Source organism: Streptococcus infantis (assembly GCF_047460875.1).
Lineage (GTDB): Bacteria > Bacillota > Bacilli > Lactobacillales > Streptococcaceae > Streptococcus > Streptococcus infantis_AA.
In genome coordinates this window covers 258,223-283,364 of the sequence record NZ_JASHFI010000001.1, presented here as the reverse complement: position 1 = coordinate 283,364, position 25,142 = coordinate 258,223, and the positions used below count along the sequence as shown (strand labels likewise).

Annotated in this window: 22 protein-coding genes and 1 riboswitch; of the genes, 21 read left to right on the top strand and 1 reads right to left on the bottom strand. The window is 39.5% G+C overall.

Translation table 11 applies throughout. The features are described 5' to 3' along the window. Window positions 1-7 precede the first annotated feature (7 nt). Window positions 8-553, top strand: a complete 546-nt coding sequence (gene sdbB / locus QM887_RS01395) for a thiol-disulfide oxidoreductase-associated lipoprotein SdbB (RefSeq protein WP_414270172.1) — start codon at window positions 8-10, stop codon at window positions 551-553. A 64-nt stretch (window positions 554-617) separates the two neighbouring features. Here the strand turns inward: sdbB and QM887_RS01390 are convergent, their stop codons facing one another. After that, entirely contained in the window at window positions 618-1,604 is a 987-nt protein-coding gene (locus tag QM887_RS01390) for an L-lactate dehydrogenase (protein ID WP_414270171.1), read from the bottom strand. Between the two features lie 194 nt (window positions 1,605-1,798). On the opposite strand from QM887_RS01390, the gene gyrA reads away from it, so the two are divergent. From gyrA to QM887_RS01290, 20 genes are all read left to right on the top strand, one after another. After that, entirely contained in the window at window positions 1,799-4,267 is a 2,469-nt protein-coding gene (gyrA, locus tag QM887_RS01385) for a DNA gyrase subunit A (RefSeq protein ID WP_414270170.1), read from the top strand. After that, on the top strand, window positions 4,267-5,013 hold the full coding sequence (locus tag QM887_RS01380) for a class A sortase (protein WP_414270169.1): 747 nt from the start codon (window positions 4,267-4,269) through the stop codon (window positions 5,011-5,013). The genes gyrA and QM887_RS01380 overlap by 1 nt, the downstream gene beginning before the upstream one ends. Window positions 5,014-5,169: 156 nt before the next feature. Then, window positions 5,170-6,246, top strand: coding sequence for an aspartate-semialdehyde dehydrogenase (locus QM887_RS01375; RefSeq protein WP_414270168.1), 1,077 nt, complete (start codon window positions 5,170-5,172; stop codon window positions 6,244-6,246). 288 nt (window positions 6,247-6,534) lie between these two features. Then, complete coding sequence (gene dapA / locus QM887_RS01370) at window positions 6,535-7,470, top strand: 4-hydroxy-tetrahydrodipicolinate synthase (protein ID WP_414270167.1); 936 nt, start codon at window positions 6,535-6,537, stop codon at window positions 7,468-7,470. A 114-nt stretch (window positions 7,471-7,584) separates the two neighbouring features. Continuing rightward, on the top strand, window positions 7,585-8,436 hold the full coding sequence (gene dprA, locus QM887_RS01365) for a DNA-processing protein DprA (RefSeq protein ID WP_414270259.1): 852 nt from the start codon (window positions 7,585-7,587) through the stop codon (window positions 8,434-8,436). A gap of 118 nt (window positions 8,437-8,554) precedes the next feature. Beyond that, window positions 8,555-10,642 carry a type I DNA topoisomerase gene (gene topA, locus QM887_RS01360; RefSeq protein WP_248034384.1) on the top strand — a complete coding sequence of 696 codons (2,088 nt, stop codon included), beginning with the start codon at window positions 8,555-8,557 and terminating at the stop codon, window positions 10,640-10,642. Window positions 10,643-10,749: 107 nt separating this feature from the next. Beyond that, window positions 10,750-11,109 carry a YbaN family protein gene (locus QM887_RS01355; RefSeq protein ID WP_248034383.1) on the top strand — a complete coding sequence of 120 codons (360 nt, stop codon included), beginning with the start codon at window positions 10,750-10,752 and terminating at the stop codon, window positions 11,107-11,109. A gap of 93 nt (window positions 11,110-11,202) precedes the next feature. Next, a complete protein-coding gene (locus QM887_RS01350; protein WP_248034382.1) occupies window positions 11,203-11,835 on the top strand; it encodes a copper homeostasis protein CutC in 633 nt (210 codons plus the stop codon). A gap of 43 nt (window positions 11,836-11,878) precedes the next feature. Continuing rightward, complete coding sequence (locus QM887_RS01345) at window positions 11,879-12,535, top strand: MmcQ/YjbR family DNA-binding protein (protein WP_414270166.1); 657 nt, start codon at window positions 11,879-11,881, stop codon at window positions 12,533-12,535. A gap of 314 nt (window positions 12,536-12,849) precedes the next feature. Beyond that, complete coding sequence (locus QM887_RS01340) at window positions 12,850-14,412, top strand: 2-isopropylmalate synthase (protein ID WP_414270165.1); 1,563 nt, start codon at window positions 12,850-12,852, stop codon at window positions 14,410-14,412. Between the two features lie 11 nt (window positions 14,413-14,423). Beyond that, window positions 14,424-15,461: a 3-isopropylmalate dehydrogenase gene (gene leuB / locus QM887_RS01335; protein ID WP_414270164.1), complete on the top strand. Its 1,038-nt coding sequence runs from the start codon at window positions 14,424-14,426 to the stop codon at window positions 15,459-15,461. Next, window positions 15,458-15,727 (top strand): DUF1294 domain-containing protein, encoded by a 270-nt coding sequence (locus QM887_RS01330; RefSeq protein WP_414270163.1) that lies wholly within the window; start codon window positions 15,458-15,460, stop codon window positions 15,725-15,727. Before leuB ends, QM887_RS01330 begins: the two co-directional genes overlap by 4 nt. A 3-nt stretch (window positions 15,728-15,730) precedes the next feature. Continuing rightward, the gene (leuC, locus tag QM887_RS01325; RefSeq protein WP_414270162.1) at window positions 15,731-17,113 is read left to right on the top strand and encodes a 3-isopropylmalate dehydratase large subunit; all 1,383 of its coding nucleotides are present in this window, start codon (window positions 15,731-15,733) and stop codon (window positions 17,111-17,113) included. A 9-nt stretch (window positions 17,114-17,122) separates the two neighbouring features. Then, window positions 17,123-17,716: a 3-isopropylmalate dehydratase small subunit gene (leuD, locus tag QM887_RS01320; RefSeq protein ID WP_414270161.1), complete on the top strand. Its 594-nt coding sequence runs from the start codon at window positions 17,123-17,125 to the stop codon at window positions 17,714-17,716. 27 nt (window positions 17,717-17,743) lie between these two features. Next, window positions 17,744-18,523 (top strand): L-threonylcarbamoyladenylate synthase, encoded by a 780-nt coding sequence (locus QM887_RS01315; RefSeq protein WP_000160505.1) that lies wholly within the window; start codon window positions 17,744-17,746, stop codon window positions 18,521-18,523. A 164-nt stretch (window positions 18,524-18,687) separates the two neighbouring features. After that, window positions 18,688-20,628: an McrB family protein gene (locus tag QM887_RS01310; protein ID WP_414270160.1), complete on the top strand. Its 1,941-nt coding sequence runs from the start codon at window positions 18,688-18,690 to the stop codon at window positions 20,626-20,628. After that, on the top strand, window positions 20,615-21,943 hold the full coding sequence (locus QM887_RS01305) for an McrC family protein (RefSeq protein WP_414270159.1): 1,329 nt from the start codon (window positions 20,615-20,617) through the stop codon (window positions 21,941-21,943). The genes QM887_RS01310 and QM887_RS01305 overlap by 14 nt, the downstream gene beginning before the upstream one ends. Before the next feature lie 170 nt (window positions 21,944-22,113). Continuing rightward, window positions 22,114-23,097 (top strand): GMP reductase, encoded by a 984-nt coding sequence (gene guaC, locus QM887_RS01300; protein WP_373093565.1) that lies wholly within the window; start codon window positions 22,114-22,116, stop codon window positions 23,095-23,097. After that, window positions 23,090-23,186: riboswitch (purine riboswitch) on the top strand. Its footprint overlaps the gene before it by 8 nt. Window positions 23,187-23,262: 76 nt before the next feature. After that, complete coding sequence (locus QM887_RS01295) at window positions 23,263-23,844, top strand: xanthine phosphoribosyltransferase (protein WP_414270158.1); 582 nt, start codon at window positions 23,263-23,265, stop codon at window positions 23,842-23,844. Next, complete coding sequence (locus QM887_RS01290) at window positions 23,844-25,103, top strand: nucleobase:cation symporter-2 family protein (RefSeq protein ID WP_414270157.1); 1,260 nt, start codon at window positions 23,844-23,846, stop codon at window positions 25,101-25,103. Before QM887_RS01295 ends, QM887_RS01290 begins: the two co-directional genes overlap by 1 nt. Window positions 25,104-25,142: the final 39 nt, after the last annotated feature.

The following is a 25,142-nucleotide window of genomic DNA, read 5'->3' as shown; positions in this document are numbered from 1 at the left end:
GTTAAAGATGAAAAAAATCCTATGTCTTGGACTTAGTTGCTTATCACTCTTTCTTTTGATTGCTTGTGGGCAAGAGGAAAGTAAACAAAGTCAAAATCAACAACAAACCACCTTACAACGAGTTTCGGTCGGAAAAGAAGCACCTGATTTCACCCTTCAATCTATGGATGGAAAAGAAGTGAAATTATCTGATTATAAAGGTAAAAAAGTTTATCTCAAATTCTGGGCATCTTGGTGTGGGCCTTGCCGTAAAAGTATGCCAGAATTAATGGAACTTGCTGCTAAGACAGACCGTGATTTCGAAATTTTATCGGTGATTGCGCCAGGACTTCAAGGTGAAAAAACTATTGATCAATTCCCAAAATGGTATCAGGAACAAGGTTATAAAGATATTCCAGTCTTGTATGATACAGAAGGTGCAACCTTTCAAGCCTATCAAATTCGAAGCATTCCTACAGAGTATTTAATTGATTCACAAGGGAAAATTGGGAAAATTCAGCTTGGAGCGATTAGTAATGCAGATGCAGAAGCAGCTTTTGCTCAAATGGATTAAAGTTACATCAAAAAAATGTCTAGATTGATTTGTCTAGACATTTCTTTTTTAATATTAAATTAAATTAATTTTTAGAAGCTGCTTGGAATTCTGGATTTTTCCATGCTTCGTCAATAATTTCTTGCAATTCACGAGCAGAAGCTTGCATTTTTTGTGTTTCAGCGTCGTTCAATGGGATGTTAACTGGACGAACGATACCATGTGCACCAACGATAGCTGGTTGACCGATAAAGACGTTCTCAACTCCGTATTGACCTTCTTGGAATACTGAAAGTGGTAGAACCGCATTTTCATCATCAAGAATAGCTTTTGTGATACGAGCAAGAGCAACTGCGATACCGTAGTAAGTTGCACCTTTCTTGTTGATGATTGAGTAAGCAGCGTCACGAACTGAGATGAAGAGTTCAACAAGGTCAGCTTCGTTCAAGTCACGGTTAGCTTGCAACCATTGTTCCAATTTAACACCTGCTACGTTAGCGTGTGACCAAACAGCAAACTCTGAGTCACCGTGTTCACCCATGATGTAGGCATGGACTGAACGAGCATCAACACCGATAGTTTCAGCAAGTGCTTGACGGAAACGAGCTGAGTCAAGTGAAGTACCTGAACCGATAACGCGTTCTTTAGGGAAGCCTGAGAATTTCCAAGTTGAGTATGTCAAAACGTCAACTGGGTTAGCCGCTACAAGGAAGATGCCATCGAAACCTGACGCTACAACTTGTTCGACGATAGATTTGTTGATTGCAAGGTTTTTACCAACAAGGTCAAGACGAGTTTCACCTGGTTTTTGTGGAGCACCTGCAGTGATAACTACAAGATCCGCATCTGCACAGTCATCGTAAGAAGCTGCGTAAATCTTCTTAGGTGAAGTGAAGGCAAGCGCGTGGCTAAGGTCTTCTGCATCACCAACAGCTTTTTCAAACAATTGAGGAATTTCAATGATACCAAGTTCTTGTGCAATACCTTGGTTAACAAGTGCAAAAGCGTAAGAAGAACCTACGGCACCGTCGCCGACAAGGATAACTTTTTTGTGTTGTTTAGTTAGTGTCATTTGTCTAAACATCTCCTTCATTTTTTTAAGGGCTTCCCCTATTTGATTTCATTTTATCACTTTTAAATAGCTTTGTCACGGATATAACCTTCATATGGATATGTAAACGTTTTAGTCGGATTGGAAGCCTGAAATCTAAGGCAAACTATGGTATAATATATCTAGTTACTAATAGTGAAATGAGGCATTTGTTAATGCAAGATAAAAATTTAGTGAATGTCAATCTGACAAAGGAGATGAAGACCAGCTTTATTGACTACGCCATGAGTGTTATCGTATCGCGGGCCCTTCCTGATGTTCGAGATGGATTGAAACCAGTTCATCGTCGTATTTTATACGGTATGAACGAATTGGGTGTGACACCTGACAAACCCCATAAGAAATCTGCCCGTATTACAGGGGATGTCATGGGTAAATACCACCCACACGGGGACTCATCTATCTATGAAGCTATGGTTCGTATGGCTCAATGGTGGAGCTACCGTTACATGCTTGTAGATGGGCATGGGAATTTTGGTTCTATGGACGGTGATGGAGCCGCTGCCCAGCGTTATACTGAAGCACGCATGAGTAAGATTGCTCTTGAGATGCTTCGTGACATCAATAAAAACACGGTTGATTTTGTAGATAACTATGATGCCAATGAACGTGAACCTGTGGTTCTCCCAGCTCGTTTCCCAAATCTTTTGGTCAATGGAGCTACAGGGATTGCTGTTGGTATGGCGACCAATATTCCACCTCATAACTTGGGTGAAACCATTGATGCTGTTAAACTCGTCATGGATAATCCTGAAGTTACAACCAAAGATTTGATGGAAGTTTTGCCTGGTCCAGACTTCCCAACTGGTACCCTTGTTATGGGGAAATCAGGTATTCATAAGGCTTATGAAACAGGTAAGGGTTCGATTATTCTTCGTTCTCGTACTGAAATCGAGGAAACAAAAACAGGTCGCGAACGTATCGTTGTTACCGAATTCCCATATATGGTCAACAAGACTAAAGTCCATGAGCATATTGTGCGTTTGGTTCAAGAAAAACGTATTGAAGGTATTACAGCCGTTCGTGACGAATCTAACCGTGAGGGTGTTCGCTTTGTAATCGAGGTGAAACGTGATGCATCTGCGAATGTTATTTTGAATAATTTGTTCAAGATGACTCAGATGCAAACTAGTTTTGGCTTTAACATGCTGGCTATCCAGAATGGTGTTCCAAAGATCTTATCTCTTCGCCAAATCTTGGATGCTTATATTGAGCACCAAAAAGAAGTGGTGACTCGTCGTACTCAATTTGACAAAGAGAAAGCTGAGGCACGCGCCCATATCTTGGAAGGTTTGCTGATTGCTCTGGATCATATTGATGAAGTTATCCGTATTATCCGTGGCAGTGAAACTGATGCAGAAGCCCAAGCTGAATTGATGAACAAGTTCAAGCTATCTGAACGTCAGAGTTTGGCAATTCTTGATATGCGTCTTCGCCGTTTGACAGGTTTGGAACGTGATAAGATTCAGTCAGAGTATGATGAACTCATTGCCTTGATTGCTGACTTGGCAGACATTCTTGCAAAACCAGAACGTGTAGCGCAAATCATCAAGGAAGAATTGGATGAGGTCAAACGTAAGTTTGGCGATCCACGTCGTACTGAATTGATGGTCGGTGAAGTTCTGACTCTTGAAGATGAAGACTTGATTGAAGAGTCTGATGTTCTTATCACTCTATCAAACAAAGGCTATATCAAACGTTTGGACCAAGACGAGTTTACAGCTCAAAGACGAGGTGGACGTGGTGTTCAAGGAACTGGAGTCAAGGATGATGACTTTGTGCGTGAATTGGTTTCAACGAGTACTCATGATCACTTGCTATTCTTCACCAATAAAGGACGTGTTTATCGCCTTAAGGGTTATGAAATTCCAGAATACGGTCGTACAGCCAAAGGTTTGCCAGTCGTCAATCTTTTGAAACTAGACGAAGGTGAAAGTATTCAAACCATTATCAACGTTGAATCTGAACGCAGTGATGATGCCTATCTCTTCTTTACGACACGAGCTGGTATTGTTAAGAGAACCAGTGTTAAAGAATTTGCCAATATTCGTCAGAATGGTCTGAAAGCCTTGAATCTGAAAGATGAGGACGAATTGATTAATGTCTTACTAACTGAGAAAGACACAGATATCATCATTGGTACTAAATTAGGATATGCAGTTCGATTCAACCAGTCTTCAGTCCGAAGCATGAGTCGAAGCGCTACAGGTGTTAAGGGAGTAAATCTCCGTGAAGGTGACACAGTAGTTGGTGCTAGAGTGATTACCGACCAAGATGAAGTTCTTATCATCACTGAAAAAGGGTATGGTAAACGTACAGTTGCCACTGAATATCCAACTAAGGGACGTGCTGGTAAAGGAATGAAAACAGCCAATGTCACTGAGAAAAATGGTCCACTTGCGGGTCTTCTGACTGTTAAAGGAGATGAAGATTTGATGATCATTACAGATACCGGTGTGATGATTCGGACTAATGTCGCCAATATCTCTCAAACTGGACGCTCAACCATGGGAGTGAAAGTCATGCGTCTAGACGAGAATGCCAAGATTGTAACCTTTACAAGTGTTGCAGCTGCGGAGAAAGAAGAAGTTGGGGCAGAAAAAGAAACAGAAAGTGAAGCATAATGTCTCAAAAAAAGAATGTAAGTAAAAAAAATAAACGTAAGAATCTACTCATTAATATCCTAGCAGGATTCTTAATCGTGCTATCAATTGCTCTGATTTTTAACTCGAAAATTCGTGATATCTTTATGGTTTGGAATACCAATAAATACCAAGTCAGCCAGGTATCAAAAGAAAAATTGGAAGAAAATCAAGATACAGAAGGAAATTTTGATTTCGATTCTGTAAAGGCTATCTCATCCGAAGCGGTTTTATCTGCCCAGTGGGATGCCCAACAACTCCCTGTTATTGGTGGAATTGCCATTCCTGAAGTAGAGATTAACTTGCCAATCTTTAAAGGATTGGATAATGTTAACTTGTTCTATGGAGCAGGAACCATGAAACCAAATCAAAAAATGGGTGAGGGAAATTATTCTCTAGCTAGTCACCATATCTTTACAGCTGAGAATGCAAGCCAAATGCTCTTCTCGCCTTTGGTTAATGCGAAAGAAGGTATGAAGATTTATCTAACTGACAAGGATAAAGTTTATACCTACGTCATTCGTGAAGTTAAACATGTTACACCTGACCGTGTTGATGAAATAGAAGACCGTGAAGGTATTAATGAGATTACCTTGGTAACCTGTGTGGACTATAATGCAACAGAACGGATTATCGTAAAGGGAGATTTCAAAGAGGTGAAATCTTATGCAGAAACACCATCAGATGTCTTGGAAGCCTTTAATAAGCCTTACAAGCAAAGATATTAAGAAATAAGATTATTGAAAAAGGATCTGCTAGAACTAGGCAATCCTTTTTCTTGTTCATTCAGAAAATAGATGAGGAAAAGACTTTTCATTTTTTTTAAAAAGTAGTATAATGTTTCTATTATAGAAATTTTTAGAAAATTCCGAAAGAGGTTATTTATGGGATATACAGTTGCTGTAGTCGGCGCGACAGGTGCCGTTGGTGCTCAAATGATCAAAATGTTGGAAGAATCTACTCTTCCAATCGATAAGATTCGCTATCTGGCTTCTGCACGTTCAGCAGGCAAGACTTTGAAATTTAAAGATCAAGATATTACGATTGAAGAAACAACTGAAACAGCTTTTGAGGGTGTTGATATTGCTCTCTTTTCAGCAGGTGGTTCAACTTCAGCTAAATATGCACCCTATGCAGTCAAAGCTGGAGCAGTAGTAGTAGATAATACATCTTACTTCCGTCAAAATTCAGATGTTCCTTTGGTTGTTCCAGAGGTCAATGCTCATGCACTTGATGCCCACAACGGAATCATTGCCTGCCCTAACTGTTCAACAATCCAAATGATGGTGGCTCTTGAGCCTGTTCGTCAAAAATGGGGCTTGGACCGTATCATTGTTTCAACTTACCAAGCAGTTTCAGGTGCTGGTATGGGAGCTATTCTTGAGACACAACGTGAACTTCGTGAAGTTTTGAATGATAGTGTGAATCCACGTGATTTGCATGCCGAAATCTTGCCTTCAGGTGGTGATAAGAAACATTATCCTATTGCCTTCAATGCTCTTCCACAAATTGATGTCTTCACTGACAATGATTACACTTACGAAGAGATGAAGATGACTAAGGAAACTAAGAAAATTATGGAAGATGATAGCATTGCAGTATCTGCAACATGTGTGCGTATTCCAGTCTTATCAGCTCACTCTGAGTCTGTTTACATCGAAACAAAAGAAGTGGCTCCAATCGAAGAAGTAAAAGCGGCTATCTCAGCCTTCCCAGGTGCTGTTCTTGAAGATGACGTAGCTCATCAAATCTATCCTCAAGCTATCAATGCAGTTGGTTCACGTGATACCTTCGTAGGTCGTATCCGTAAAGACTTGGATGCTGAAAAAGGAATTCACATGTGGGTTGTTTCAGATAACCTTCTCAAAGGTGCTGCTTGGAACTCAGTTCAAATTGCAGAAACTCTTCATGAACGTGGATTGGTTCGTCCAACAGCTGAATTAAAATTTGAATTGAAATAGGGAGTAAAACAGAAATCAGTAACTCGAAGAGTTTGATTTCTCCTTCGCTTTTATAATTTAAGGCTCAGGCTATAAAAGTCGTACTCCTCCCGCTCAGTTGATTAGGAAGTAGGAATGTTGGAAACATGAGTAGTTCCAATCAATCACTGCGCCATGAAACAGAAATCAGTAACTTGAAGAGTTTGATCTCTCCTTCGCTATCTAGCGAATCTAGTTGTTTTACTTACAGAACAGGAGGCAAAGGCAAGTATGCCCCAGCCTCTTTCTTATATAGAGAAAGGTGTTTATATGTCCTATCAAGATTTAAAAGAATGCAAAATCATCACAGCCTTTATAACTCCCTTTCATGCAGATGGCTCTATAAATTTTGCTGCAATTCCAGACTTGATTGAGCACTTATTGGCCCATCATACTGATGGAATTCTGTTAGCGGGAACTACTGCTGAAAGTCCAACCTTAACACACGATGAGGAACTGGAGCTATTTGCAGCGGTTCAAAAAGTGGTTCAGGGGCGTGTTCCTTTGATTGCTGGTATCGGTACAAACGACACACGTGACTCGATTGAGTTCGTTAAAGAAGTAGCAGAGTTTGGTGGCTTTGCAGCAGGGCTTGCCATTGTTCCTTACTACAATAAACCTTCTCAAGAAGGAATGTACCAACACTTTAAAGCCATTGCTGATGCCTCTGATTTGCCAATCATCCTCTATAATATCCCAGGTCGTGTAGTGGTAGAATTAACTCCTGAGACCATGCTTCGTTTGGCTGAACATCCAAATATTATCGGTGTCAAAGAATGTACCAGCCTTGCTAATATGGCTTATTTGATCGAGCATAAACCAGAGGAATTCTTGATTTATACAGGTGAGGATGGTGATGCCTTCCATGCGATGAACTTGGGTGCTGATGGAGTTATCTCTGTCGCATCGCATACAAATGGTGATGAAATGTATGAGATGTTCACAGCTATCGCTAACAGTGATATTAAAAAAGCAGCTACAATTCAGAGACAATTTATTCCTAAAGTCAATGCTCTCTTCTCATATCCAAGTCCAGCTCCTGTTAAAGCTGTGCTGAATTATATGGGATTTGAAGCTGGGCCAACTCGTTTGCCTTTAGTTCCAGCTCCAGAAGAAGATGCTAAACGCATCATCAAGGTTGTTATAGATGGTGACTATGAAGCAACTAAAGCGACAGTAACTGGTGTTCTTCGTCCAGACTATTAATAATTCGATGAATGATTAACTTCCTAAACAAAATATTTTTGTTAGGAAGTTTTTTCTTTTATTTACGAATAAATAACTAGAGAGATAAACAAGGAGTAGATGATGAAGATAAAAATTGATAATTTTGAGATCTATAAGTTGAAGCAAGCAGGTTTAAGTAATCAGCAGGTATTGAAGGTTCTTCAATTCGGAGAAATTTATGATCAAGAGTTAAGCTTAGAGACTATTGCTGAGGCCTCTGAGTGTCGTAACCCCGTTCTCTTTATGGAACGATACCACAAACTAAGCCTTGAGAGTATGGATCGTTTAAAGAGAGATTTTGAGAAATTTCCGTCATTCTCCATTTTAGATGATGTCTACCCTTTTGCCCTTTGTGAAATCTACGACGCACCAGTTCTTCTTTTCTATAAGGGGGATATAAACTTATTAAAGTTGCCCAAAATTGCGGTTGTTGGAAGTCGCAGCTGTAGCCAAACAGGTACAAAATCAGTTCGTAAGGTGATTCAAGAATTGGAAAATGAACTAGTCATTGTCAGTGGTCTTGCTAGGGGAATTGATACAGCAGCTCATATGTCTATTCTTCAAAGTGGCGGAAAAACCATTGCTGTCATTGGTACTGGCTTAGATGTCTACTATCCTCGATCAAATAAACGTTTGCAGGACTACATCGGCCAACATCATTTGCTACTCAGTGAATATGGACCTGGTGAAGAACCATTAAAATATCACTTTCCAGCAAGAAATCGGATTATTGCTGGTTTATGTAGGGGGGTAATTGTTGCAGAAGCCAAAATGCGTTCAGGTAGTTTGATTACATGTGAGCGAGCTATGGAAGAAGGAAGAGATGTCTTTGCCATTCCAGGTAGTATTCTAGATGGACGTTCAGATGGTTGTCATCATTTGGTTCAAGAGGGAGCAAAACTTATTACAAGTGGCCAAGATGTTTTGGCAGAATTTGAGTTTTAGAAGTCTAGAAGATTTCAATAATCAAACTTTTCTTCTATATATAGTAGTTAAGTCTTGACAGGTCTCTAAAAATGGTTTACACTTTATAAAGTTTATTACTTTGAAAAGGTGTGATACTGTGGCTACGGCAACAAAGAAGAAAAAATCAACAGTTAAAAAAAATCTAGTAATCGTGGAGTCGCCTGCAAAGGCTAAAACGATTGAAAAATATTTGGGTAGAAACTATAAAGTTTTAGCAAGTGTCGGTCATATCCGTGATTTGAAAAAATCCAGTATGTCAGTCGATATAGAAAATAATTATGAACCCCAATATATCAATATTCGTGGGAAAGGTCCTCTGATTAATGACTTGAAAAAAGAGGCTAAAAAAGCCAATAAAGTTTTCCTCGCAAGTGACCCGGACCGTGAAGGAGAAGCTATTTCTTGGCATTTGGCTCATATTTTGAATCTAGATGAGAATGATGCTAACCGTGTTGTTTTCAACGAGATTACAAAAGATGCGGTAAAAAATGCCTTTAAAGAACCTCGTAAGATTGACATGGATTTGGTGGATGCCCAACAAGCCCGTCGTGTCTTGGACCGCTTGGTAGGTTATTCTATTTCACCAATTTTATGGAAAAAGGTTAAGAAGGGCTTATCAGCAGGGCGCGTGCAATCTGTTGCCCTTAAACTCATCATTGACCGTGAAAATGAAATCAATGCCTTTCAACCAGAAGAATATTGGACGATTGATGGAGTCTTCAAAAAGGGGACTAAGCAATTCCAAGCATCCTTCTATGGAATGAATGGCAAGAAAATGAAATTGGCTACCAATGAAGAGGTCAAAGAAGTCTTGTCTCATCTGTCTAGCAAAGACTTTACAGTGGATCAGGTAGATAAAAAAGAGCGCAAGCGTAACGCTCCACTACCTTATACTACCTCAACTATGCAGATGGATGCAGCCAACAAGATCAATTTCCGTACTCGAAAGACCATGATGGTTGCCCAACAGCTCTACGAAGGAATCAATATTGGTACAGGTGTCCAAGGTTTGATTACTTATATGCGTACGGATTCTACTCGTATTAGTCCAATTGCACAAAATGAAGCTGCAAGCTACATCAATGAACGTTTTGGTAGTAAGTATTCTAAGCATGGTAGCAAGGTCAAAAATGCTACTGGTGCCCAAGATGCCCATGAGGCTATTCGCCCATCAAGTGTCTTTAACACGCCAGAAAAAATTGCTAAATACTTAGATAAAGACCAACTCAAACTCTATACCCTTATCTGGAACCGTTTTGTAGCGAGTCAGATGACTGGTGCCATCTTTGATACCATGGCTGTTAAGCTCTCTCAAAATGGAGTTCAATTTGTAGCAAATGGCAGTCAGGTTAAATTTGATGGTTACTTGGCCATTTACAATGACTCAGATAAGAATAAGATGTTGCCAGACATGGCAGTTGGTGATGTTGTCAAACAGGTCAATAGTAAACCTGAGCAACACTTTACTCAACCCCCAGCACGTTATTCTGAGGCTACTTTAATTAAGACCTTGGAAGAAAATGGGGTTGGACGTCCATCGACTTATGCACCCACTATTGAAACTATTCAAAAGCGCTATTATGTCCGCCTTGCAGCCAAGCGTTTTGAACCGACAGAGTTGGGAGAAATTGTTAACAAGCTCATCGTTGAATATTTCCCTGATATCGTCAATGTAACCTTTACAGCTGAAATGGAAGGTAAACTGGATGATGTCGAAGTCGGTAAAGAACAATGGCAACGAGTCATTGATGAATTTTACAAACCCTTCTCTAAAGAGGTTGCCAAAGCCGAAGAGGAAATGGAAAAAATCCAAATCAAGGATGAGCCAGCAGGATTTGATTGTGAAGAGTGTGGAAGTCCGATGGTCATTAAACTTGGTCGCTTTGGTAAGTTTTATGCTTGTAGCAATTTCCCAGATTGCCGTCATACACAAGCTATCGTGAAAGAAATTGGTGTTGAGTGCCCAAGCTGTCATCAAGGTCAAATCATTGAACGAAAAACTAAGCGTAATCGCATCTTCTATGGTTGTAATCGCTATCCAGAATGTGAATTTACTTCTTGGGACAAGCCTGTTGGACGAGATTGTCCAAAATGTGGCAACTTCCTCATGGAGAAAAAAATCCGTGGTGGCGGGAAACAGATCGTATGTAGCAATGGTGATTACGAAGAAGAAAAAATCAAATAAAAGAATGAGTCCTGAAAGTAAATTTCAGGCTCTTTTTAGTAAAGGCTTGACAAAATTCATTAAAATGTGGGAAACTAGTAAATGATTATTCTAAATAAGGAGAAGATATGCGTTTCATTTATCTCAGTATTGGTTTTATCTCGTTAGCTCTAGCTCTCGTAGGTGTAGTTTTACCACTTTTGCCAACAACTCCCTTTCTCTTGTTGTCTATTGCTTGTTTTTCGAGAAGTTCCAAGCGTTTTGAAGATTGGCTTTATCATACCAAACTTTATCAGACTTACGTAGCGGACTTTCGTGAGACCAAGTCTATTGCGCGTGAACGTAAGAAAAAGATTATTGTATCGATTTATATCTTGATGGGAATTTCTATTTACTTTGCGCCTCTTTTACCAGTCAAAATTGGTTTAGGATGTTTAACCATCTTTATTACCTACTATCTTTTTAAGGTGATTCCTGATAAAGAATAGCTTTAATAAGTAACGATTTTCCTTGATAAAAACAAAAACATATTCGAAATAATATGATATAATAAATTTAAACTAATCTTCAAGGAGAATCAAATGATTTACGAATTTTGTGCTGAAAATGTAACCTTGCTTGAAAAAGCTATGCAGGCAGGAGCTCGTCGCATCGAGCTCTGTGACAATCTAGCAGTTGGAGGAACAACTCCAAGCTACGGAGTAACCAAGGCAGCTGTGGAGCTGGCGGCCGACTACGATACGACCATTATGACTATGATTCGTCCACGTGGTGGTGACTTTGTATACAATGATCTAGAAATTGCCATCATGCTTGAGGACATCGCTCTAACTGCTCAAGCAGGAAGCCAAGGCATTGTCTTTGGTGCATTGACTGCTGATAAGAAGTTGGACAAGGCCAATCTTGAAAAATTAATTGCTGCATCTAAAGGTATGGAAATTGTTTTCCATATGGCATTTGATGAATTGAGCGACCAAGATCAGTTGGAAGCAATTGATTGGCTCAGCCATGCTGGTGTAACACGTATTTTGACTCGAGCAGGTGTATCTGGCGACTCGTTAGAAAAACGTTTTGCTCACTACCGCAGAATTCTAGAACACGCTGCAGGAAAAATTGAAATTTTACCTGGTGGAGGGATTGACATGGACAACCGTCAAACCTTTATTGACCAACTGGGTGTGACACAATTACATGGAACTAAGGTCGTCTTTTAATAAATAGAAAGGAACTGCTAGCTTTTGGTAGCGGTTTTCGCTTATGTTTGAAATTTTTAAAGCTTATCAGTTTAATAGTAAAAAAGCTAAAGAGTATGGATTTGTAGAAAATCAAGGCGTATGGAACCATAGTTCGACTATCTTGCACGGAGATTTTCTCATGATAGTTACAGTTGAGGATGGAGACTTAAGTTTTCAAGTTTATGACCAAGAAACTGGCGATCTTTATCCTCAAGTTCATATGGCAAGTATGAGAGGTACGTTTGTTGGAACTGTTCGAGAGGCTTGTTTAGAAGTTCTTTATGAAATCCGAAAGGCCTGTTTTGACGTACAGGGATTTCTCTGTCCACAGACCAAGAGAATCATGGCACTTGTTCAAGAAAAGTATGGAAATCAATTGGAATATCTATGGGAGAAATCACCTGATACAGCTGTTTTGCGCCATGAGGGCAATCAAAAGTGGTATGCTGTTTTGATGAGAATCTCTTGGGATAAGCTTGAAAAGGGCAGAGAAGGACTAGTGGAAGCAGTCAATCTCAAACATGATCAAGTATCTGATTTGTTGGTAAAAAAAGGGATTTATCCAGCCTTTCATATGAACAAGCGCTATTGGATAAGTGTGCCACTTGATGACAGTTTATCAGATGAAGAGGTGCTTGAATTGATCGAAAAAAGTTGGAACTTGACCTTGAAAAAGTAATTAGATTTACTTGATTTTTCAAATACTTTCAATTGGCAAAATATTCTTTACTGAAGAAATTTTCAGAAAATATTGGATTTTTTCTTGACATGTGTTTTTTCCTATGCTAAAATACTAAACAAGAAATCAAACGAAGGAGAAAGTCAAACATGAAAACAGCTAAGTTTAATCAATTTGCTTTGTTGTTGAGGTACTCGGACTAGTGCAAAAGCATTAGTCCTGTTTGGCTTACCAAGCGGGAGTAAATCAACATCTCGCTTGGAACTCCGAGCGAGATGTTTTTTTAAAACCAAATTTAGAAAAGGGGAAATCTTATGAGAACAGTTGAATTCCTAGATACTAGCCTTCGAGATGGTGAGCAGACACCAGGTGTCAATTTTTCAATAAAAGAAAAGGTTGCTATAGCAAAACAGCTAGAAAAATGGGGAATTTCGGCAATTGAAGCTGGTTTTCCAGCAGCTAGTCCAGACTCATTTACTGCAGTTCAGGAAATCGCAAAAGTCTTGAAGAAAACAGCGGTGACTGGTTTAGCTCGTTCTGTTAAATCTGATATTGACGCTTGTTATGAAGCACTCAAGGATGCTAAGTATCCACAAATCCATGTTTTTATCGCTACTAGTCCTATTCATCGTGAATTTAAGTTGAATAAAAGCAAAGAGGAAATATTGGAAGCTATTAAAGAGCATGTTTCCTATGCACGTAGTAAATTTGAAGTGGTAGAATTCTCTCCTGAAGATGCGACTAGAACTGAGCTGGATTTCCTCTTACAAGTCGTTCAAACAGCGGTAGACGCAGGTGCGACTTATATCAATATTCCTGACACGGTTGGTTTTACCACACCAGAAGAATATGGGAATATCTTCAAGTATCTGATTGACAATGTTAAAACTGACCGTCAGATTATCTATTCGCCTCACTGTCACGATGACCTTGGAATGGCAGTTGCCAATAGCCTTGCTGCTGTCAAGAACGGAGCAAGACGTGTTGAAGGCACCATTAACGGAATCGGAGAAAGAGCTGGGAATGCTGCTTTAGAAGAAATAGCGGTGGCCCTCAATATTCGCCAAGATTATTATCAAGCAAAGACAAGTATTGTCCTAAATGAAACCATCAATACGTCTGAAATGGTTTCTCGTTTCTCAGGAATTCCAGTTCCAAAAAACAAGGCGGTTGTTGGAGGAAATGCCTTCTCTCATGAATCAGGTATTCACCAAGATGGTGTTCTTAAAAATCCTCTCACTTATGAAATCATTACACCTGAATTGGTTGGTGTCAAGAGTAACAGTCTTCCGCTTGGAAAATTATCTGGTCGTCATGCCTTTGTAGAAAAACTGAGAGAATTGGCCTTAGACTTCACAGAAGAGGATATCAAGCCACTTTTTGACAAATTCAAATCACTTGCAGATAAGAAACAAGAAGTCACAGACGCGGATATTCGTGCTCTGGTAGCTGGAACCATGATTGAAAACCCAGAAGGCTTTCACTTTGATGATTTACAAGTTCAAACTCATGCAGAAAATGACATTGAAGCGCTTGTTAGCCTGGCTAATATGGATGGTGAGAAAGTCGAATTTAATGCGACAGGGCAAGGTTCTGTTGAGGCTATATTCAACGCTATCGATAAGTTCTTTAACCAATCTGTCCGCCTGGTATCCTACACCATTGATGCGGTAACGGATGGTATAGACGCTCAGGCTAGAGTCTTGGTTACTGTTGAAAACAGAGATACAGAGACTATATTTAACGCAGCCGGCCTTGATTTCGATGTGTTGAAGGCTTCGGCTATTGCCTACATTAATGCCAATACCTTTGTTCAAAAAGAGAATGCTGGTGAGATGGGAACAACAGTTTCCTATCGCGACATGCCTAGTCTTTAAAGGAGAATACCATGACAAAGAAAATAGTTGCCCTAGCAGGGGATGGGATTGGACCAGAAATCATGGAAGCTGGTTTAGTAGTTCTTGCATCGATAGCTGAAAAAACAGGATTTGACTTTGAGATAGACAGACGACCGTTTGGAGGTGCAGGTATTGATGCTACAGGACATCCCTTACCAGATGAAACACTCAAGGCATGTAGAGAAGCAGACGCTATTCTTCTAGCAGCTATCGGTAGTCCCCAGTATGATAATGCCGCAGTCCGACCTGAACAAGGCTTGCTGACTCTTCGTAAGGAACTCAATCTCTATGCTAATATTCGTCCAGTAAAGATATTTGAGAGTCTCAATCATTTATCACCTCTTAAGCCAGATCGAATTGCTGGTGTTGACTTTGTAGTAGTGCGTGAGTTGACAGGTGGGATTTACTTTGGAGATCATATCCTTGAAGAGAAATCGGCACGTGATATCAACGATTATAGCTATGAGGAAGTAGAGCGGATTATTCGTAAGGCTTTTGAAATCGCAAGGAGTCGGAGAAAAGTCGTTACAAGTATCGATAAACAAAATGTGTTAGCAACTTCAAAACTATGGAGGAGAGTTGCTGATGAAGTCGCAAAAGATTTTCCAGATGTAACCTTGGAGCATCAGCTGGTTGACTCAGCTGCCATGCTCATGATTACTAATCCTGCTAAGTTTGATGTTATCGTGACAGAAAATCTTTTTGGAGATATCTTATCTGATGAATCAAGCGTTCTATCTGGTACACTTGGAGTTATGCCATCGGCTAGTCACTCTGAAAATGGACCGAGCCTTTATGAACCGATTCATGGTTCAGCACCTGATATAGCAGGTCAAGGCATTGCCAATCCCATTTCCATGATTTTATCAGTTGCGATGATGTTGCGAGATAGTTTTGGACGATATGAGGATGCGGAGCGTATCGAGCGTGCTGTTGAGGCAAGTCTAGCTGCAGGTATTTTAACGAGAGATTTAGGAGGACAGGCTTCGACCAAGGAAATGACGGAAGCCATCATTGAAAGATTATGAAGATAAATCAAGGAATTACTTTTGCCCTCCTGATTTGGAATCTCATCATTTTCTTGATCTATGGCATTGACAAATTCAAGGCAAGAAGAGGTGCTTGGCGCATCCCAGAAAAATATTTATTATCATTTGCGTTCTTTTGTGGCGGTTTTGGTGCCTGGTTGGCAGGACTCACTTTTCATCACAAGACTAGAAAATGGTACTTTAAAACGGTTTGGTTCCTAGGAATAGTAACTACACTAGTAGCTTTGTATTTTGTATGGAGGTAATGAATGGCAGGAAAATCAATTTTTGATAAATTATGGGACCTCCATGTGATCACAGGAGAAGAGGGACAACCACAACTCATGTATGTGGATCAACACTATATCCACGAAGTGACCAGTCCTCAGGCATTTCAAGGATTACGAGACGCAGGACGCAGATTGAGACGACCAGACTTGACATTTGGGACCTTTGACCACAATGTTCCGACTGTCAATATTTATGATATTCGAGATGTAATATCCAAGGCTCAAATTGATAAGTTGGCAGAAAATGTTGAGGAATTCGGGATTGAACATGCGGCCCATGGTTCTGAAAAACAGGGCATCGTTCACATGGTTGGTCCAGAAACAGGACGAACACAACCAGGAAAATTCATCGTCTGTGGTGATAGCCATACAGCAACCCATGGAGCTTTTGGAGCGATTGCATTTGGAATTGGAACTAGTGAGGTTGAACATGTCTTTGCAACTCAAACCATTTGGCAGGTCAAACCCAAGAAAATGCTGGTAGAATTCACTGGAGTTCCTCAAAAGGGAGTTTATTCCAAGGATTTCATTCTAGCCTTGATTGCCAAGTATGGCGTTGCTTGTGGTGTTGGCTACGTGGTTGAGTATCGTGGTCAAGCGATTGATGCATTCAGTATGGAAGAGCGAATGACCATCTGCAATATGTCCATTGAGTTTGGATCAAAGATGGGAATTATGAACCCAGACCAGACAACTTATGACTATCTAAAGGGACGTGAGTGTATTCCAAAGGATTTTGACGCAGCAGTTGCTGATTGGAAAAGGCTTGTTAGCGACGACGATGCTGTTTATGACAAGGTTATCCGAATGGATGTCTCTGAATTGGCTCCTATGGTGACTTGGGGAACAAATCCAGCTATGGGTGTTGATTTTGATAGTAGCTTCCCAGAAATAAAAGATATGAATGATGAACGAGCCTATCATTACATGGATTTGCAACCAGGTCAAAAACCAGCAGATATCCAACTAGGCTATGTCTTTATTGGCTCTTGTACCAACGCTAGACTTAGTGATTTGCAACTGGCTGCGCGATTTGTCAAAGGAAAGAAAATAGCTCCCAATCTAACAGCAATTGTAGTTCCTGGTTCTCGACCAGTCAAGCGAGCTGCTGAGAAGTTAGGTTTGGACAAGGTATTTCTAGATGCTGGCTTTGAGTGGAGAGATCCAGGCTGTTCTATGTGTCTAGGAATGAATCCTGATAAAGTACCAGATGGTGTTCATTGTGCCTCAACTAGCAATCGTAACTTTGAAGATCGACAAGGATTTGGTGCTAAGACTCATCTCTGTAGTCCAGCAATGGCAGCTGCGGCAGCGATCGCAGGACGTTTCGTAGATGTACGGCAAATGCCAGAAGCTCAGTAAGGAGAGGATATGGAGAAATTTACAGTTTATACGGGAACGACCGTTCCTCTCATGAATGATAACATCGACACCGACCAAATTCTTCCCAAACAGTTTCTGAAGTTGATTGACAAGAAAGGTTTTGGCAAATACCTCATGTATGCTTGGCGTTATCTGGACGATAAGTACACTGAGGATCCAGATTTTGTCTTTAACCGACCTGAATATCGCAAAGCTACTATACTCATCACTGGAGATAACTTTGGAGCTGGTTCTTCGAGGGAGCACGCAGCTTGGGCGCTAGCAGACTATGGTTTTAAGGTCGTGATTGCAGGATCTTTCGGTGACATTCATTACAATAATGAGCTCAATAATGGCATGTTGCCAATTGTTCAACCAAGGGAAGTTAGAGAAAAACTCGCCCAATTGAGACCAAACGATCAGGTAACTGTAGACTTGGAGCAACAAAAAATCATCTCACCAGTTGGAGAATTCACTTTCGAAATCGATAGCGAGTGGAAACACAAGCTCTTAAATGGTTTGGATGATATCGGTATTACCATGCAGTACGAAGATTTGATTGCTGCTTATGAAAAACAACGCCCAGCCTACTGGCAGGATTAGAATAAATATAGAAAAGGAAATAGAACTATGACAAAACACATTCAATGGAACGGAACACTATCTCAAGAAGGCTATGACATTTTAAAAGGTGAGGGTGGATGTATCGTTTGTCCTACTAAAGTTGGTTACATTATCATGACTAGCGATAAGGCAGGTCTTGAGCGTAAGTTTGAAGCTAAAGAGCGTAACCGTAACAAACCAGGTGTTGTACTTTGTGGTAGCATGGACGAGCTTCGCGCTTTAGCACAGCTAAATCCTGAAATCGAAGCCTTCTATCAAAAACATTGGGACGAAGATATTCTCCTCGGTTGTATCCTTCCTTGGAAACCAGAAGCCTTTGAAAAATTGAAAGCATACGGTGATGGTCGTGAAGAACTTATGACTGACGTGCGTGGAACGAGCTGTTTTGTCATCAAGTTTGGTAAAGCTGGTGAACAGTTGGCTGCCAAACTTTGGGAAGAAGGTAAAATGGTCTATGCCTCATCTGCTAACCCATCTGGTAAAGGAAACCGTGGTAAGGTGGAAGGTATCGGGGAACGTATCGAAGGAGCAGTGGACCTTGTCATTGAAGCAGACGACTATGTGGCTTCCATCCAACCGGACAAAACGATTGAAACGCGCTACGAGCAAGGTGTGATGGTTTCTATGGTCGATAAGGACGGAAAACTCATCCCAGAACAAGGAGGAGCACGTTCAACTTCACCAGCACCAGTCGTTATCCGCAAAGGGCTTGACATTGATAAAATCATGATGCACCTGTCAGATACCTTTAACTCATGGGACTACCGCCAGGGTGAGTATTACTAAAATAAAAAAAGAAGTCTAGTGTTATGAGGGAATAAAGCTCTCTACACTGGGCTTTTTCTTTAGAAATTCTTTTCTTTTTTAATGGGATGTGTTATTCTAGATTTGAAATATATGTTAATAGATAGTGTAATATTCAAACATTATCAGTAAAAGGAGTCTAATTGATGAATGATAGAAGAGTTAGTTTAGAAGATTTTTATGATTGGTATCAAGAAAATGAAATTAATTTAAGAGAATCTGCAAAACAATACAGTTTGAAAAATGAAGAATTGAGAGAAGTATTTCTTAAGGAGTGGCCACTTGATAGAATTTTAACCATGTCTATCGATGAATATGTCATTGGGAAAGGTGCTACAAGTAATTCTTTTTGCTATGCTCTTGAGACTGGAAAGTACCATTCATTATTTATGGGAATTGGTGGAGGAGGTTCTTCAAAATTTGGTATTTATTGGAATGAGGATACTAAAAGCTATAAGAACCAAGCAAATAAAATCATTCCAGAATCAGAACTAGAAGACCGATTTAACAAATTAAAATCGGATTTGTATGAGATCATACAAGCTGGTAGAAAGTTAGATTTCAATAATCCTATCTTTGACATGAAAAAGTCAAAGAATGAATTTATTGGACGTTCTGCAGTTGTTACAAAACTACTTTGTATCTATTCTGAAGGCTATCCTTTCTTAAGTGTAAATCTTAATAGTCAAAAGAAATTCTGGAACAAGCTACTTCCTCAAAAAAATCAAGGGGGCCCTTATCTTCAGAATCATGAGATTTGTCAACTCGTATTGCAAAAGTATCCTGAGCTGGAACCATCATTGTCGGGAAGTATCTTATTTGAATATTCAACACAATTTTTAGACGAAAAAGAAAAGAAAGAAGAAAAAATGTCTCTAGAATATAAGGTTTATCATCCATTGAGTCAAACTTTACTACAATCCAAAAACCTCATCCTCCGTGGTGCTCCGGGTACAGGTAAAACCTATCTTGCTAAAGAAATTGCCAAAGAATTAACGGATGGCAACGAAGACCAAATCGGATTTGTACAGTTTCACCCTTCCTATGATTATACGGATTTTGTAGAGGGTTTAAGACCAGTATCAAATGGGGATGGAGCTATTGAGTTTAAGCTACAGGATGGTATTTTTAAAGATTTTTGTCAGAAAGCAAAAGAAGCCCAATTGATTGGAGGACAAGATAATTTTGACCAAGCTTGGGATTCTTACTTAGAATATATAAATGTTGCTGAAGAAAAAGAATATATAACAAAAACATCTTACTTATCTGTTAATAGTAGACAAAATTTGTCAGTAAATTATGATAGTGGTGTTCCAGGATGGTCAATACCTCGCAAATATGTTTACGAGTTGTATAAAGATAAAAATTATAATAAGCAAGAATACTACAAAAGTGGCGGAAGAACTGTCCTAGAAACATTGAGAAAGAGATTTGGTCTGAGAGACTACCTTTCTCCAACAGAGGTTGAAACAGACAAGAAATTCGTTTTCATCATCGATGAAATCAACCGTGGTGAGATTTCTAAGATTTTTGGGGAACTCTTTTTCTCAATTGAGCCTGGTTATCGTGGTGAAAAGGGGAGTGTTTCTACCCAATATGCCAATCTACACGAAACTGATGAAAAGTTCTATATCCCTGAAAATATCTATATTATCGGAACTATGAATGATATTGACCGTTCGGTGGACACCTTTGATTTTGCCATGCGTCGTCGTTTTCGTTTTGTTGAAGTTACTGCTGAAAGCCAACTAGGTATGTTAGATGATGTTCTTGGCGATAAAGCTGAAGAAGCGAAAGCGCGTCTAAGAAACTTGAATGCTGAAATTGAAAAACTTCAGGAGCTAAATAGTCACTATCATATCGGTCCAAGTTATTTCCTTAAATTGGAGGAAGTGAATTTTGACTATGAATTACTCTGGTCTGATTATCTGAAACCACTCTTGGAAGATTATTTACGAGGTTCTTACGAGGAAGTTGAGACTATAGCAAATTTGAAAAAGGCCTTTGACAAGACAAGCAATGAGCAAAAAAATCAGGTAGTTACTGACAACAATGAAGGCGATGGAAATGAAAATGCGGATCACTGATAATCAGCATAAGATTATTAAAGAAGACTTTATTGCAGAATATCCCAAAATAAGCCAACTTCTTTTAGATAGAACATTAGGAAATCTTTCTCAAGAAGATAATATCTTTATTTTTCCAAGTGACCTAGAATATTCTCCGGACTTAGATAAGGATCAAAAAATCTTAGAAACTGTCAATCGGGAAATAAAGACAGGAAATGTCATTGGATTTCTTGGCTACGGTCAGGAGAGATTAACCATTTCTTCTCGTTTTTCAAACGAAAGTAATGACTATTTTTTACATTATCTTTTGCAAAAGGTTCTTCATATCAATCTGACTAGTTTAGATGTTGCTTTGTCGCGTGAAGATAGACTCTATCAACTTTTGATGTATCTCTTTCCCAAGTATTTACAAGCTGCTCTCCGAAAAGGTCTCTATAAGGAATACCAGAGATTTTCTCATAATGACAGTCATGTTAAGGGAGTGATTGATGTAGGAAATCATCTCAAGAAAAATCTTCCTTTCACGGGTAATATTGCCTACACAACGAGAGAGTTTACCTATGATAATCCACTCATACAACTGATCCGTCACACAATTGAATTCATGAAGAATCAGAAAAGTATAGGGAGAGGAGTTCTTGAAAATCTCTCAACTAGCCGTGAAAATGTCTCTGAAATTATTCGTGTAACACCATCTTATAAACTAGCTGATCGTGCTAAGGTTATTCGACGAAATCAAGATAAACCCCTTCGTCATGCCTACTTTCGAGAATACAGAAAGTTGCAAGAGCTGTGTCTGATGATATTAAACAGAGAAAAGCACGGTTTTGGATACCAAGAGCAAAAAATCCATGGTATTCTTTTTGATGTTGCCTGGCTTTGGGAAGAGTATGTTTATACCTTGTTGCCAAAAAATTTCATCCATCCACGAAATAAGGACAAGACGGACGGTATTTCGGTATTTTCTGATCGTAAACGAAAAGTTTTCCCAGATTTTTATAATAGAGAACTAAGAACAGTTTTAGATGCTAAATACAAAAAACTGGAATTGACTGAAAAGGGAATCAATCGTGAGGACTTGTTCCAGCTGATTTCTTATTCTTATATTTTAAAAGCTGAGCAGGCTGGGCTTGTTTTTCCAAGCAGGGAAAAGGTAGTTGATAATGAGATAGGTAAGCTAGCAGGTTATGGAGCCCTGTTGAAGAAATGGTCTATCCAAGTCCCTGGACAAGCTGAAAGCTATCAAGATTTTGTCAGGAAGATGGAGTCCTTTGAAAAAGTTTTTATCGAAAATCTAGGTAGAAATTTAAAAGGTAAGACAAATTCAGGGTAAATGTCTAGTTATATTCTTGATCGAAAATACGAAACACGAACATTATTTGTTTTCTAACATAATAATTGACAAAAAACGGACATTATTGTAAACTTGTTAAAGTAATTGTCTGGAAAAGACGAGGCTATTCCTAACTTTAGGAAAGTCTAAAGAAGAGAAATGAGAGATATATGTTAAACGAATTTCCAATCTTTGACTATGAAGATATTCAGCTAATCCCAAATAAGTGTGTCCTTCAAAGTCGAGCAGAGGCTGATACACATGTGACCTTGGGAAAACATACCTTTAAGTTGCCAGTTGTTCCTTCTAATATGCAGACTATCTTGGATGAAGATGTTGCTGAACAACTTGCCAAGGGTGGCTATTTTTACATCATGCATCGTTTTGATGAAGAAGGACGCATTCCTTTTGTCAAACGTATGCACGATCAGGGCTTGATTGCTTCAATCTCAGTAGGTGTTAAAGACTACGAGTATGACTTTGTTAGTCAATTAAAGGAAGATGCTCCAGAGTACATTACCATTGACATTGCTCATGGTCATGCTGATAGCGTTATTTCAATGATTCAGCACATCAAGAAAGAATTGCCAGATACGTTTGTCATTGCTGGAAACGTTGGAACTCCAGAAGCTGTGCGTGAACTTGAAAATGCTGGTGCGGATGCGACTAAGGTTGGAATCGGTCCAGGGAAGGTTTGTATCACTAAGGTCAAGACTGGTTTTGGTACTGGTGGTTGGCAGTTAGCAGCTCTTCGCTGGTGTGCTAAAGCTGCGCGTAAACCGATTATTGCCGATGGTGGTATCCGTACACACGGAGATATCGCTAAGTCTATCCGCTTCGGTGCAAGTATGGTTATGATTGGTTCACTTTTTGCAGGCCATATCGAAAGCCCTGGTAAAACTGTCGAAGTCGATGGTAAACAATTTAAAGAATACTATGGTTCTGCTTCAGAATACCAAAAAGGTGCCTATAAGAATGTCGAAGGTAAGAAAATTCTTCTTCCTGCCAAAGGACACTTACAAGATACCCTAACTGAGATGGAACAAGATTTGCAAAGTTCGATTTCTTATGCTGGAGGTCGAAAGGTAGCTGATCTTAGACATGTAGATTATGTGATTGTGAAGAACTCTATCTGGAATGGAGATGCTCACTAAAAATATGATTACTTATTTATGTCGCGAATTGGCGTGGCGTTTCTACAAGGTACCGTAAATACCTAACAATGAGTAAGTCGAAGAGAGATAAAAGAAGCAGGGATATCTGTTTCAATCTTTTTAAGGGGCTTACTATGTAAGTCCCTTTTTATTTCGGAGGTTATTGTGAAATTACTAGAGGAACGTATTTTAAAAGATGGGAATATTCTAGGTGAGAATATTCTTAAGGTGGATTCATTCTTGACTCACCAAGTGGATTTTTCCTTAATGCGCGAGATTGGTCGCACCTTTGCAGAATATTTTAAAAATGCAGGTATTACCAAAGTCGTAACCATTGAAGCATCTGGAATTGCTCCAGCTCTATATGTTGCAGAACAATTAGATGTACCTATGATTTTTGCTAAAAAGGCAAAAAATATCACTATGAATGAAGGAATTTTAACCGCTGAAGTTTATTCTTTCACTAAACAAGTAACTAGTACCGTATCTATTGCAGGTAAGTTCTTATCTCCTCAAGATAAAGTATTGATTATTGATGATTTCTTGGCTAATGGCCAAGCAGCTAAAGGTTTGATTCAGATTATCGAACAAGCTGGTGCTACAGTCGAGGCCGTCGGAATTGTGATTGAAAAATCTTTCCAAGATGGTCGTGAACTGTTAGAAAAATCAGGTCATCAGGTAGTATCACTTGCTCGTTTAGAGCGTTTTGAAAATGGAAGAGTTATCTTCAAGGAGGCAGACATCTAATGAATCAAAAAGAAAACCACTCAAAAGCGGCCGTATTGGGCTTGCAACACTTACTTGCCATGTACTCAGGTTCAATCCTAGTACCAATTATGATTGCAGGTGCCCTAGGTTACTCACCTCAACAACTGACATACCTTATCTCTACAGATATCTTTATGTGTGGGGTCGCAACTCTCTTACAATTGCAACTTAATAAATATTTTGGTGTTGGTTTACCGGTTGTTCTGGGTGTGGCCTTCCAGTCTGTTGCTCCACTTATTATGATTGGACAAAGTCACGGTAGTGGTGCTATGTTTGGTGCCTTGATTGCTTCTGGTATTTATGTCGTTCTTGTAGCAGGCGTATTTTCTAAGATTGCTAATCTGTTCCCTTCAATCGTAACGGGTTCTGTCATTACAACAATCGGATTGACCTTGATTCCAGTAGCTATTGGGAATATGGGAAATAACGTCGAAAAACCAACGGGACAAAGTCTAGCGTTAGCAACAATCACTATTCTTATCATTCTCTTGGTTAATATCTTTACAAAAGGATTTATTAAGTCAATTTCTATTTTGATTGGTTTGATTGCAGGTACTATCATCGCTGCGACTATGGGCTTGGTTGATTTCTCTCCAGTAGCAGAAGCTCCACTTGTTCATATTCCAACTCCATTCTACTTTGGTGCTCCACAATTTGAGATTTCATCAATTATAATGATGTGTATCATCGCTACTGTATCAATGGTAGAATCAACTGGTGTATATCTTGCCCTTTCTGATATTACTAAAGATCCAATCGATAGCACTCGTCTCCGTAATGGTTATCGCGCTGAAGGTCTTGCTGTTTTACTTGGTGGACTTTTCAATACTTTCCCTTATACAGGGTTTTCACAAAACGTAGGTTTGGTTAAATTATCAGGTATTCGTACACGTTTACCGATCTACTACGCTGGTGGTTTCCTCATCTTACTTGGTCTCTTGCCTAAGTTCGGTGCCTTGGCACAGATTATCCCTAGCCCTGTTCTAGGTGGAGCCATGCTCGTCATGTTCGGTTTCGTTTCACTTCAAGGGATGCAAATCTTGGCGCGTGTAGACTTTGAGCACAATGAACACAACTTCCTCATTGCAGCAGTTTCTATTGCTGCTGGGGTGGGATTGAACGGAAGCAATCTCTTCAATACATTACCGACTGAATTACAAATGTTCTTTTCAAATGGTATTGTCATTGCAAGTACAGTAGCCATCGTCTTGAATGCTATTTTGAATCGTAAAAAATAAAAATAAATGAGAAGTGATAGAAATATCCTTCTCATTTTC

Coding starts and splice junctions, on each gene's coding strand:
- leuC (WP_414270162.1), top strand. CDS start 15,731: ATGGCAGGAAAATCAATTTTTGATAAATTATGGGACCTCCATGTGATC.
- QM887_RS01330 (WP_414270163.1), top strand. CDS start 15,458: ATGAAGATAAATCAAGGAATTACTTTTGCCCTCCTGATTTGGAATCTC.
- leuD (WP_414270161.1), top strand. CDS start 17,123: ATGGAGAAATTTACAGTTTATACGGGAACGACCGTTCCTCTCATGAAT.
- QM887_RS01380 (WP_414270169.1), top strand. CDS start 4,267: ATGTCTCAAAAAAAGAATGTAAGTAAAAAAAATAAACGTAAGAATCTA.
- QM887_RS01315 (WP_000160505.1), top strand. CDS start 17,744: ATGACAAAACACATTCAATGGAACGGAACACTATCTCAAGAAGGCTAT.
- QM887_RS01355 (WP_248034383.1), top strand. CDS start 10,750: ATGCGTTTCATTTATCTCAGTATTGGTTTTATCTCGTTAGCTCTAGCT.
- QM887_RS01350 (WP_248034382.1), top strand. CDS start 11,203: ATGATTTACGAATTTTGTGCTGAAAATGTAACCTTGCTTGAAAAAGCT.
- QM887_RS01340 (WP_414270165.1), top strand. CDS start 12,850: ATGAGAACAGTTGAATTCCTAGATACTAGCCTTCGAGATGGTGAGCAG.
- QM887_RS01310 (WP_414270160.1), top strand. CDS start 18,688: ATGAATGATAGAAGAGTTAGTTTAGAAGATTTTTATGATTGGTATCAA.
- guaC (WP_373093565.1), top strand. CDS start 22,114: ATGTTAAACGAATTTCCAATCTTTGACTATGAAGATATTCAGCTAATC.
- QM887_RS01305 (WP_414270159.1), top strand. CDS start 20,615: ATGCGGATCACTGATAATCAGCATAAGATTATTAAAGAAGACTTTATT.
- QM887_RS01375 (WP_414270168.1), top strand. CDS start 5,170: ATGGGATATACAGTTGCTGTAGTCGGCGCGACAGGTGCCGTTGGTGCT.
- QM887_RS01390 (WP_414270171.1), bottom strand. CDS start 1,604: ATGACACTAACTAAACAACACAAAAAAGTTATCCTTGTCGGCGACGGT.
- QM887_RS01345 (WP_414270166.1), top strand. CDS start 11,879: ATGTTTGAAATTTTTAAAGCTTATCAGTTTAATAGTAAAAAAGCTAAA.
- dapA (WP_414270167.1), top strand. CDS start 6,535: ATGTCCTATCAAGATTTAAAAGAATGCAAAATCATCACAGCCTTTATA.
- leuB (WP_414270164.1), top strand. CDS start 14,424: ATGACAAAGAAAATAGTTGCCCTAGCAGGGGATGGGATTGGACCAGAA.
- sdbB (WP_414270172.1), top strand. CDS start 8: ATGAAAAAAATCCTATGTCTTGGACTTAGTTGCTTATCACTCTTTCTT.
- QM887_RS01290 (WP_414270157.1), top strand. CDS start 23,844: ATGAATCAAAAAGAAAACCACTCAAAAGCGGCCGTATTGGGCTTGCAA.
- gyrA (WP_414270170.1), top strand. CDS start 1,799: ATGCAAGATAAAAATTTAGTGAATGTCAATCTGACAAAGGAGATGAAG.